The sequence below is a fragment of the Rhodococcus sp. CX genome, assembly GCF_015865005.1.
GTDB lineage: Bacteria > Actinomycetota > Actinomycetes > Mycobacteriales > Mycobacteriaceae > Rhodococcus.
On record NZ_JADZGH010000071.1, the window covers coordinates 71,287 to 83,260 of the forward strand.

The window sequence follows — 11,974 nt, forward strand, 5'->3', positions numbered from 1 at the left end:
GCTCGAATCGCTGTGCGGCTGTCCGGCCGGCGCGCGAACCCCGCCCTACGAAGGCACTACACCGGCCGCGCGATATACCGTCCGCTCCCCCGGCGCGGAGATCTCGTCGACAACACCCTTGGCGACGAGGTCCTCCAGCACCGCAAGCACGATCGTCCAGTCCACATCGAGCCTGCCCGCGAGTTCGACGACCGGATGCGACTCGTTCCCGAGTGCATCCACGATCAGTTCGGCGAGCCGCGCCGACACCGCCATCGCAGGCGAAGCAGCGAGTCCGGGGAGCTCGAGGGACGAAATCTCGACCATCGGAATCGGCTCGGTGATCGCAGAGTCGACACCCGGTGCCGGAATGACTTGGGTCTCAGCAAGGTTGGGCGTGATACCCCGCCGCTCGAGCTCGCCCCACAGGCCCGCCATCGACGCGACCGAATCGAAGTAGTAGTCGGATTCGCGGATCCGCCAGAACCTCCACCCGGACCGTTGCAGTTCACGTTCCCGTTCGAGCTCGGCGCGCTGCCGGTCGGGGCCGGCATGCCAACGATCGCCGTCGCACGCGACCGCCAGCCTGCCTGCTGAACCGGTCACCACCAGATCGATGAAGTGGCCGTTGACCTCGACCTGCGGGTTCACGTGATATCCGCGAGCAACGATGTCGAGGAAGACCTCCTGCTCGAAGAGGCTGCCGAACGCCTCGTGCCGCTCGTCGCGTGTCACGCCCTCCGGCATCGGCGCGGCGGGCGTCGGGGACGTCGACTGCATGTAGGTGAGCAGCGAATGCCGCAGGTCCGTCGGCCGCAACGTGTCGACCGTCCGCGAATGGAACAACCACAGCTGGTCCTGCGCCCGCGACGCGGCAACGTTGAACCGCCGCTGGTATTCGGTCCGCGTCATCGCCGCGATGTTCTGTTCGGGTGCGACGACCATCGACAGGAACACCACGTTTCGCTCGTCGCCCTGGAAATCCGGGGGCGTGCCGACGCGGAGCCGGCGTTCCTCCCACTGCTCCGGGGTGAGCCTGTCCAGCAGTTCGTTCTGGATGACGTCGACCTGTGACTGTCCCTGCAGAACCACCACACCGAACGTCTTCCCGTCATAGGCCTCGTCCTCGAGGCACTGCACGAGCGTGTCGACGAGGGCACGTGCCTCGACCCGGTTCGTCAGCGACGAATTCTGCCCGGTCACGAAGGCACCTTCGACGAAGGTGGTGCGCAGCGGCGGCAACCGGTCGGACCCGAACTGCCGCACCGGAACCAGCGGGTCGTCCGCATAGAACTGGTCGCTGGACCAGGCGATGATCTCGGGCATGGACCGGAAATGCTCCCGCAGCCGGACGACGCTCCCGAATCGCGATCGCAGCAGCGAGAACATGCTCGACCGCGGAGTGAAACTGTCCCGCAGATAGTTCGGGATGTCCGGCAGGTAGGAGTCGAGACGACTGAACACACCGTCGAGCGCACCCAGCGACACCGCACTCGGCGCACACTGCTTGTCGTCGCCGACCACGATGACACGCGGCGCCAGCCACAGCAGGAACAGGCTGCTGATGTCGGCCTGGCTCGCCTCGTCGACGATGACGACGTCGAACGAATTCTGTTCCGGCGGAATCGAAGCCAGCACCTGTTGCAGCGGCATCACCCACGCGGGCACCGCGCCCTGCGCGACCTGCATGGCCTCACGTGCCGCGGCACGATAGCGCTCGGCGTACCTGCCGGTGCCCTTGCCGATGCTCGCCACGTGGTCGCGGTACGAATGCAGCGCCTGGACCTGCTCGGCGGTCGTGCGATCGAGACACGCGCTCCACGCCTTCTCCGCGGCGAGCTGCGCGGTGAGCCGCGCGATGTCCTGCTCGACTTCATCGAGGTCACGGTCGAGCTGCAGGTCGTCGCGGTTCTCGTGATGGTCTCGCACCCATTCCTCGGCGCGACGCCACGCCCACGCGTTCTCGATGTCGGCGAGGCGGGCAGGCCATGGCGGTTCCGAAGGACCGTTCCCGAGAGCGTGCGCGAGAGCCGGTGCGGCGTCGGTCAATCGCGCGTGCAGGGAGACGAGGTCCAGTTCCTCGCGGTGTTCGCCGGCGGCACGGTCCCACGCGTCCAGAGCCGCGTTGATGCCGTCCAGGTCCGCGTCGTGGAAGGCCCGGGCCAGGGCACGTCCCTCGGGTGACGCACCCCCCGAAATCTCACCCCGCACATACATGCCGATCGATTCGAGCCAGGCCTTGCTCGCCTCGGCGGTCCCGGCCGCGGCGATGGCCCGCGCCGACTGCGCAACGGACCGTGCCTGTTCGACGTTCGCGATCCGCGGCGCACCGGGGTTGATCTCCCGCAGCGCCGACTCGACGTCCCGTGCCCGGGCGACGAGGTCGGCGACGATGACGCGGTCCCTGTCGATGAAGGCCAGCGCGCCGACGGCACGGCTGCGCGGCTCGTCGAGCGGGATGTCGATACCGAGATCGCGGAGGGCGATTCCCACCACCCGGACCGCGTCGAGCGCGCGTAGGTGTTCGGCGACGATCCGGGCCGTCTGGGCGGTGGTGGCCGCGACGCCGTCGACGGTCGCGAGCTCACCGAGTTCCTCCACCGCGGATTGCTCGTCGCTCCTGCGGAATCGGGTGAAACCGCTGCGCCACGTGTCGCCCGCTTCCAGCTTGTTCGCCAGCGCGTCGTAGGCCTCGAAGGCACGCTGCCCCGTCACCGGTGTCTCCACCGTGTGGGCGCCGACGAACCGGTCGGCCTCCTGCGCTGCCTGCACGAGTTTCGCGAACTCGGCGGCCTTTCCCCACAGATGCTGCGCCTGCCCGGACAGGACGTCGTCGGCGAGGCGCTGGAATCGCGGATCGAGCCGTTCCGCATCCTGCAGGGCCCCCTGCAGTTGCCGGCAGAGTTCGTTGATGCGGGCGAGCGCCTCGGGTGACGCGCCCTCGAGAACCCACAGAAGTCCCGACGCGTGACCCTCCGTCGCCTCGGACGGTGCCTGGGCGACCGCGTTGCACGCGTACTGCAGCTCGCGCTGGGTGGGAAGGCTCAGTTCCGGGAAGACCTGGAATCGGCGCCGCGCGCGGTCGACGTTCGACCGCTGGTGGAGCATGAGGAGGATCTGGAATTCCTCGGGGGTCAGCGGTGGGGTGTCGGTGAGGAGCGGGCCGGGCAGCCATCCGTACCGCGTTTCCTGTGCCCGGACGCGCCGGACGATCGACGCGACGGTCCCGCCGTAGCCGGCCGAGACCTCGGGGTGGACGACCGTCTCTTCCGCGCGGCTCTGCCGGATCTGTTCCGTCAGCATCGCTCGACGGTTCAGTGCCTCGTCGCGTTGCGCGGTGAGGTCACCGATGCGCTGCGCCGCGCGCCGTGGGTTGAATTGTGCTTTGCGCGTGGCGATCCCGCTGATGCTGTGGGTGAGCTCCTCGGACCCGCCCCGCGCCGTGTCGGTCACCGACACGCACAGTTCCTGCAGTTCGGGCGGGAGCATGCCGCGGAGCACGCGCAGTGCCTGCGCCTTCTCACTCGTGACCAGCACGCGCTGGCCGCGAGCCAGCAGGGCGGACATGAGGTTGGCGATGGTGTGGGTCTTGCCGGTGCCGGGCGGGCCTTCGACCACGACGCCGATGTCGCCGGTGAACCGGTCGATGATGTCGCGCTGCTCCTCGTTCGCGGGCAGCGGGAACAGCGGATCGTCGGCGAGCAGGGCGGACGGGGTGGCTGCGCGAGCACCGTCTGCGGCGGCGATGCGGTCGAGCCATGCGACGCGGTCGGCCGGTTCGATCGTCTCGACGAGCTGCGCCAGGCCGAGCGGCACGGGGTTCGACTCGTCGGCGGCAGCCCTGATCATGCGGTCGTAGTACTCGACGAGCGCATAGGCACCGCGCTTGCGCAGCACCAGGGCGGGTGAGGGCGTCAGGAACGCCTCGGGTGACGGCGCCTCCTCGGCACGATCGACGACGTCGACTCGGACGGTGAGCGCACGATCGGCCCACTCCTTGAAGAACGCCCGGGTCGCGGGGTCGACGGGCGACGCGACCTGCAGGGCGAGGGATTCGTGCAGGTTGCGGGTACTGGACGGGTCGAACACCTCCAGCCCGGTGAGGAGCTGGGTGTCCTCGAGCGACGGGCCGGCGTCGGAGTTCAACCGGACGAACAGGTCGCCCGACTCCGCGTCGCGCTCGACGAGGGCGGACTGCGTGATGAGGTGGGTGCACACCCGCTCCCCCGCCACACCAGTGGAGAGCTGCAGCAATCCCGATGCGACGACGAGCTCCAGCGATTCCGGTTGGCCTTCGAGGTCGAGCATCGCGCGCTGCAGGAACGTGTAGATCTGCGACTCGGCGCGGCGTTCGCGGTCGGCAGCCGCCCACGCCCGCCACTGCGCGAGCCAGGTGTCGAAGCCGCCGGTGTCCCCCGGGGTCCGCGGGTGGAGCGCCGGTTCGACGCTGGAGTCGTCGATCGACCCCTGCACGTACCTCGCGAAAAGCTCGGGAAGTTGCGGAGGCGGCTCCTCGAGGCGACCGCGCGGAACGCGGAGGACGACGTCGCCCGCTGCGGCATCCGCACGGAGACTCACCTCGTCGAGAGGCATCACGGCACGGTGCTTTCCCAGGACCCGGACGGGCGCGCTGCGCGCTTCGACGAGCTCGGACAAGAAGGTGAGCAGGCGTTGCACGCGATCCCTCAGCTGGGGATCGCTCTCCCTCGACTCGACACCCACTGCACTCACCCTGCTTCCACCCGTCTGACGGAAACGGGCAGTACCACCTTAGGAACTGTCGCCGACATCTTCATGTCCGGTCCCCCTTCGAATCCCCTCACCGAAATGACAGAATCCCACGTCCGGAACGTGCGCGGCTGAACACCCGGCGAGCAACCTCCACGATCCCGGCCACTCCCGGCGTTACGGTACGAAACAAGCCCGACCCGAGGAGAAGCATGAGCGAGTGGACCGACCGCCCGACGGCGGACATCGTCGCCGACCTGACGCTGGGGGAGAAGGCGTCGCTGACGAGCGGTCTGAACTTCTGGTTCACCGAGCCCGTGGAGCGCGCCGGGATCCCGTCGATCATGCTGACCGACGGTCCGCACGGGGTGCGGAAGCAGACCGGTGGCGGCGACCATCTGGGCCTCGGCGCCGCGGAGCCCGCGACGTGCTTCCCGCCGGCGGTGGCCTTGGGTGGCACCTTCGATCCGGACCTGCTGGAGCGGGTCGGGGTCGCACTGGGCACCGAGGCCCGCGCCGCGCAGGTCGGGGTTCTTCTCGGGCCGGGTATCAACATCAAGCGAACCCCGTTGTGCGGACGCAACTTCGAGTATCTCTCCGAGGATCCGTTGCTGTCGGGTGTCCTGGGCGCGGCGCTGGTGCGGGGCCTTCAGTCGCAGGGCGTCGGTGCGTCGCTCAAGCACTATGCGGCGAACAACCAGGAGACCGACCGGATGCGGGTGTCGGCGGACATCGATCCGCGGCCGTTGCGCGAGATCTATCTGCGCGGGTTCGAGCGGGTCGTCGAGGACGCCCGTCCGTGGACGGTGATGTGCTCGTACAACCGCATCAACGGGGTGTATGCGTCGGAGAACCGGTGGCTGCTCACCGACGTGCTGCGCGGCGAGTGGGGATTCGACGGCCTCGTCGTCAGCGACTGGGGCGCGGTCGCCGACCGGGTCGCGGCGCTGGCGGCGGGGCTGGATCTGGAGATGCCGTCGACCGGTGGCCGCACCGACGCCGAGATCGTCGCCGCGGTGCGCGCGGGCACGCTCGACGAAGCGGTCCTCGACACCGCCGCGGGGCGGGTCGTCGACCTGGTGCGCCGGGCCGTCGCGGGCGCGCAGCCGGACGCGACCTACGACGCGGACGCACACCACGCGCTGGCGCGGGAAGCCGCGGCCGCGTCGGTGGTGTTGCTGCGCAACGAGGGCGGCCTGCTGCCCCTCGCCCCGGACGCGAAGGTCGCGGTGATCGGCGAACTCGCCCGCAGCCCGCGCTACCAGGGTGCCGGGTCGTCGCGGATCAACCCGACGCGGCTGGACAACGCGCTCGACGAGATCCGGGCGCTCGCGACCGTCGAGGTGCCGTTCGCGGCGGGCTACTCCGCCGAGGGATCCGGGGCGTCGGAACTGACCGCCGAGGCGACCGCGGTGGCGGCCGCCGCCGACACGGTGATGCTGTTCCTCGGGGTGCCCGCCGAGCTGGAATCGGAAGGCTTCGACCGCGAGGACCTGGAACTTCCCGCCTCGCAGCTCGAACTGCTCGACGCGGTCGTCGTGGCGAACCCGAACACCGTCGTCGTGCTGTCCAACGGTGGCGTGGTGCGGCTCTCCGGTTTCGCGGACCGGGTACCCGCCATCGTGGAGGGCTGGCTGCTCGGACAGGCGGGCGGCGGCGGAGTCGCCGACGTGCTCTACGGGGTGGTCAATCCGTCGGCGCGGCTCGCCGAGACCGTGCCGGTGCGGCTCGAAGACACCGCCGCGTACGGGAACTTCCCCGGCGAGCACGGCCACGTCCGGTACGGCGAGGGCCTGCACGTCGGCTACCGCTGGTACGACGCCCGGCAACTCGAGGTGTCGTACCCGTTCGGGTTCGGCTTGTCCTACACCACCTTCGACTACGGCGACGCTGTGGTGACCGGTAATGCCGAGGTGACCGGTAGTGCCGAGGGGACCGGGGGCGGCGACCTGACCGTCACGGTCACCGTCACCAATACGGGTGACCGGGACGGCGCCGAGGTCGTGCAGGTCTACGTGAGCCTGCCGGATTCCGCGATGACGCGGGCGCCGCGCGAACTGAAGGGCTTCGCGAAGGTACACCTCGCCGCGGGCGAGTCCCGGGAGGTCCGGATCCCGGTGCGCCGCGCCGACCTCGCCTACTGGGACACCCGCGTCGACGCCTGGGTCGTCGAGGGCGGCACCTACACCGTCGAGGTGGGGGCCTCGAGCCGGGACATCCGCGCCGTGTGCACGGTCGAGGTGACCGGCGACGAGGTGCAGCTGCCGCTGTCGCTGGAGTCGTCGATCGGTGAGGTCCTCGCGAACCCGGTCGCGGCCGGGCTCGTCATGGAGGCGTTCGCATCCATCACCGGGGCGGGCGACGGTGGCGCGGCTCCGGTGCTGGACGAGAGCGTGCTGAAGATGGCCGAATCGATGCCGCTGAGCCGGATGGTCGGGTTCCTCGGCGAAAAGTTCGATCGCGACCGGCTTCGGCAACTGATCGACGCCGCCAACGCCGCTCGGTGAGTGCGCCGTGTGAAACGTGTGGATCGTTCGGGCGATTGTTCGCCACCGCCCCAATGTGATTGAGTGGGCGGCGCCGGTGGGGGCCGGCGTTTTCACTCGACGATGTGGGGGAATGTCCGTGGCGGATGAAGCAGCGCTACCGGAGCCGAGTATCGCGCTCGACGACCGGAAACCCGGGTCGATGGCGATCGACCCGGAAACGCACACGATCTACGTCGTGACGCGGCGCGGTGTCGGTGGCGACAGCACGATCGACGTCGTCGATCCGGCGCGCGGCGATGTGGCGGCGACGATTCCCAGCGTCACGAATGCGAGCGCGGTAGCGATCGCGCCGGATCGTCACGAACTCTACGTCGCCAATTACGCCCTGCGCACCGTCTCCGTCGTCGACACCCGGACCCGGGCCGTCACGGCCACGATTCCGGTCGGGAAGGAACCGTGGGCCGTGCGAGCCGATCCGTCGGCTCCCACGCTGTACGTGATGACCGGGGACGAATTCACCGTGATCGACGCGGACCGCAGGGTCGTCACCTCGAACTTCCGCATCGACAACGAGTTCCCGGAGATCTCCCGGGGATTCGCCGTGATCGCGGGACGTCTGTACGTTCCGATTCCGATCGCCGGTGAACACGACTGGGTCGGAGGCAAGGTCGCCGTCGTCGACATCGCCACCGGCGGCGTGATCACCGAGATCACCGTCGGTCGCTCCCCCGACCTCGTCCTCGACCCGGCCGGTCCGACGATCTACGTCGTCAATCGGTACGACGAGACGATCTCGGTCATCGACCCCGCCACCGGCACCGTCACCGGCCCGTACCCCGTCGACTTCGAGGGCGGGGGCGACTCGGCGATCGACCCCGCACGGCAGACGCTGTACATTACGAACTTCAGCAGCGACACCGTCTCCGAAATAGACCTGGAATCAATGGAATTGGTGCGGACCCATCGGGTCGGCGATGCTCCGCGCAGCCCCGTCGTCGACCCCGCGACGCACCATGTCTACACGTCCGACAGCCACTCCCACAGCATCTCGGTGATCGAACCCGCCGAAGCGCCGCACTGAGCGCACGACGCGAGCGCAAGGCGGCCCGCCGGTGCAGGCAGGTCGATCGGCGACAGTTCCACCCGGACCGTGTCGGTGCGGTGTGCCAGCATGGGCTTGCACTCGACACCGAGGGGAGTTCCGTGACCACAGCCGATGTCCATCGCCTGGTCCGCTTGCAGCGCGATCACCAGGCATGGTCGCTGCTGCGGGCGGACAACGCCGCCGTGGTCCTCGCACTGCTGGCCCGGCATTTCGACCATGGGACGCGGCGGCTCCCGGCCCCCGAACTGTTCGAGTTGCTCGACACCGATCTCCAGGAACTGCGCGACGAAGGTTTCGATCTGCCACGCACCGGTCAGGCCTACTGCGCGGACTGGGTGCGCGCCGGCTACCTGCTGCGCCGGCCGAGCACAGACTCGCGCGAGGAAACCCTCGAACCGACCGAGTCGACGTTCGCCGCGCTCGCCTTCGTGTCCGGATTGACGAGTACGACCAGTTCGGTGACCGAGTCGCGGCTGACGACCCTGTCCAGCCAGCTGCAGGCACTGGCCCGCGATTCCGATCCCCGCAGCGAGTCGCGGTTGGCAGCGCTGCGCGCCGAACGCGACGCGCTGGACCGGCAGATCGCCGCCGTCGAATCCGGGGATTTCCCGGTCCTGGACGGCACCCGCGCCGCGGAACGGGCGAAGGAGATCCTCGCGCTCGCCGGGGAGATCCCGGGCGACTTCGCGCGGGTGCGCGCCGAGCTCGACTCCCTCAACCGGGAGCTGCGCGCCCGCATCCTCGACGACGAGGGCGACCGCGGCGATACCCTCGGGGAGGTGTTCCGGGGCGTCGATCTGATCGGCAACTCCGACGCCGGGCGCAGCTTCACCGGGTTCTACGACATGATCATCGATCCGGAGCGCTCCTCCCAGCTCGACGCATGGATCGAGGTGGTGCTGCAGCGGTCGTTCGCGCAGCTGCTCGACCTCGCCGAGCGGCGCCGGTTCAGGTCGCTGCTCACCGAGATGGAGACCTCGGGCAGCGAGGTGCACGCAACGATGACCTCGTTGTCGCGGTCGCTACGCCATTTCGTGCAGTCCCGCCACTACGAGGAGCATCGGCGGCTGCAGCGGCTGTTGCGCTCGGCTCAGCAGCAGGCGCTGGAGGTGGCACGGCGCCGCAAGCCCTACGACCTGCTCGACCTCGAACTGGTCCGGATCGGCATGAGCATCGACTCGGTGGCCGCACTGCAGCTGCACAATCCCGCCGACGACCTGGTGGCCGAGCCGGTGGTATCGCAGCCGGCCGGTGAGGTCGACCTCGACGAACTGCGCCGCATCGTCCGCGAGTCGGAGATCGATCTGGACGAGCTGGCCGGGAACGTCGCTGCGACGCTGGGTGCGCGTGGCCGCGCCACGATCGGCGACGTCCTGCAGGATCATCCCGCGACGCAGGGACTGGCGAGTGCCGTCGGACTTCTGGTGCTGGCGGCAGAGCACGGACATCCCATGGACGGCACCGAGGACATCTCGTGGACTTCACCGCGCGGCAATGTCCGGATCGCGTCGATCCGTCGCTACCTGTTCGACCCGACCGACGCTGCGTTCGCACTCCCGCAAGAGGACGCCTGATGACCGAATCGATCCCGCTCTACCCCGGCGACACCGGCGAGCTCGGCCTCGAAACCCGCCGTGCCCTGGTGCAGCTGCTGAAGGGGCCACTGGTCACCGCGGAGAAGCACCCCGAGATCTGGCGGACGATCATCCGGGACGAACGGGTGCTGCGCTCACGGCTCGCCGACGTGTTCCTCGACCTCGTCGTCGACGAGAACGACCTGCTGGCCTTCACCCGTCCGGCCGACACCGGCGACCACAAGACCCCCACGGTGCTGCGCACCGAACGGCTGACGTTCATGGACACCGCCATGGTGCTGGCGCTGCGCCACCGGTTGTTGCGGGCGCAACCGGGCGAGCGGGTGATCGTCGACTTCGACGAGGTCACCGCCCAGCTGGAGATGTATCGCGGGGCGACGAGCACCGATCCGGCCGGTTTCCGGCGACGGGTGCATTCGTCGTGGGAGAAGCTGAAGAAGTACTCGCTGCTGGCGTCGACATCCACGGAAGGTCGCATGGAGGTGTCACCGGTGCTACGGCAGTTGTTCGATGCGGATCAGGTCGCGGCCGTCGAAGCAGAGTTCCGGCGCATCGTCGAAGGGAGCCCGATGTGACCGGCGAGCCGATCCACCCCACCCAGTTCCGCCTCGCGCGCGTGCAGGTCGTGAACTGGGGAACCTTGCACGGGCACCACGATATTCCGGTGGCGCGCAAGGGTTTCCTCATCACCGGCGCTTCCGGATCGGGCAAGTCCACGCTGATCGACGCGATCTCGACGGTGCTCATGCCCGCGGGCAATGTCCGATTCAATGCCGCCGCACAGGAATCCGCGGCCGGCTCGGGCCGCAACTTCGTCAGCTACATCCGCGGCGCGTGGCGGCGCGAGGCTGCCGCCGACACCGATTCGCTCACCGCGTCGTATCTGCGGCCCGGGGCGACGTGGAGCGCCGTCGCACTCACCTATCGCACCGGCGACACCACCGCTCCGGTCACGCTGGTCAAGCTCATGCACTTGCGACGCGGCGCCAATACGAACAACGACGTGTCCCATCTGCATCTGATCCTCGACATCGACGTCGACCTGACCGAATTCGAGCCGTTCGTCGCACGAGGGATCGACACTCGCGCGATCCGCAAGCAGTGGCCCGATGCCGTGGTCAATCCCACCTACGCGCCGTTCGCCCGCGCGTTCCGGTCCAGGCTTGGCATCTCGTCGGAAGCTGCGCAGCGTCTGCTGCACCGCACGTTGTCGGCGAAAGGCCTGAACAGCCTCGATCAGCTGCTGCGCGACTACATGCTCGACGAACCGGGCACGTTCGCGATGGCGGAGCGAGCCACCACCCAGTTCCGCGATCTGCGGGAAGCACACCGAGTCGTCGTCGATGCGCGCCGGCAGGTGCAGACCCTCGACCCTCTCGTGGATCTCGCCGCCACCCGCAACGGCGGACTGCGGGCGCAGCGCGAACTCCAGGACGAGTCCGACCATCTCGACGCCGTCCACGCCGCGCTGACCGTCGACCTGCTCGAGGACAAGCTGGAGGAAGCCAAGGCGCAGACCGGGCTGTTGCTGGCCGCTGCCGACAAGACCGCCGCCGAAGCCGACCGTGCTGCCGAACGCACCCTCGATCTTCGGGTGCGGGTGGAAAGCGCGGGCGACGGCAGGCTCGCCACGCTGCGCACCCAACGGGCGGCAGCGGAGACCGACATTGCACGGATCACCAAGCAGCGCAGTCGGTTCGAAGCATCACTCGGGCCGTGGGAGGCACAGGTGCCGAGCACAGCCGAGGAATTCGCACACCTGCAGGCACAGATCGAGACCGAACTCCGCGAACTCGACGCCCAGGCCGACACCCGCCGCCGCGAGCTGTACGAGGTGGCGAGCACACTCGCCGAGCACCGCAAACGCCTGCGCGAACTCGTCGCCGACCGGGAGGTGCTGGCGCGGCGACGGTCCAACCTCGACCCCGAACTGCTGCGCGCCCGCGAGCTGGTGTGCTCGGCCGCCGGCCTCGGGGAGGACGCGCTGCATTTCGCCGGCGAACTGCTCGAGGTCCGTCGCGAGGATGCCGCGTGGACCGGGCCGATCGAGCGCGTACTCGGCGGATTCGGCCGGACCC

Annotated in this window: 6 protein-coding genes; 5 read left to right on the plus strand and 1 reads right to left on the minus strand. The window is 69.0% G+C overall.

Annotation, left to right across the window (positions count from 1 at the left end; translation table 11 throughout):
- Positions 1–45: 45 nt before the first annotated feature.
- Positions 46–4,701 carry an AAA domain-containing protein gene (locus tag I0Q12_RS08020; RefSeq protein ID WP_374068636.1) on the minus strand — a complete coding sequence of 1,552 codons (4,656 nt, stop codon included), beginning with the start codon at positions 4,699–4,701 and terminating at the stop codon, positions 46–48.
- A gap of 218 nt (positions 4,702–4,919) precedes the next feature.
- On the opposite strand from I0Q12_RS08020, the gene I0Q12_RS08025 reads away from it, so the two are divergent.
- The 5 genes from I0Q12_RS08025 to I0Q12_RS08045 all read left to right on the plus strand — a co-directional run.
- The gene (locus I0Q12_RS08025; RefSeq protein ID WP_197251427.1) at positions 4,920–7,214 is read left to right on the plus strand and encodes a glycoside hydrolase family 3 C-terminal domain-containing protein; all 2,295 of its coding nucleotides are present in this window, start codon (positions 4,920–4,922) and stop codon (positions 7,212–7,214) included.
- Between the two features lie 118 nt (positions 7,215–7,332).
- Positions 7,333–8,277: a YncE family protein gene (locus tag I0Q12_RS08030; protein WP_197251428.1), complete on the plus strand. Its 945-nt coding sequence runs from the start codon at positions 7,333–7,335 to the stop codon at positions 8,275–8,277.
- Between the two features lie 122 nt (positions 8,278–8,399).
- Positions 8,400–9,875, plus strand: coding sequence for a DUF3375 domain-containing protein (locus I0Q12_RS08035; protein WP_197251429.1), 1,476 nt, complete (start codon positions 8,400–8,402; stop codon positions 9,873–9,875).
- Complete coding sequence (locus tag I0Q12_RS08040; protein WP_197251430.1) at positions 9,875–10,471, plus strand: DUF4194 domain-containing protein; 597 nt, start codon at positions 9,875–9,877, stop codon at positions 10,469–10,471. Before I0Q12_RS08035 ends, I0Q12_RS08040 begins: the two co-directional genes overlap by 1 nt.
- Positions 10,468–11,974: ATP-binding protein (locus I0Q12_RS08045; RefSeq protein ID WP_197251431.1), on the plus strand; the 1,507-nt coding region annotated here is incomplete at its 3' end. The genes I0Q12_RS08040 and I0Q12_RS08045, both read left to right, overlap by 4 nt.

Bases quoted from the DNA above. Each gene is read 5' to 3' on its own strand.
- I0Q12_RS08025 (WP_197251427.1), top strand. From the start codon at position 4,920: ATGAGCGAGTGGACCGACCGCCCGACGGCGGACATCGTCGCCGACCTG.
- I0Q12_RS08040 (WP_197251430.1), top strand. From the start codon at position 9,875: ATGACCGAATCGATCCCGCTCTACCCCGGCGACACCGGCGAGCTCGGC.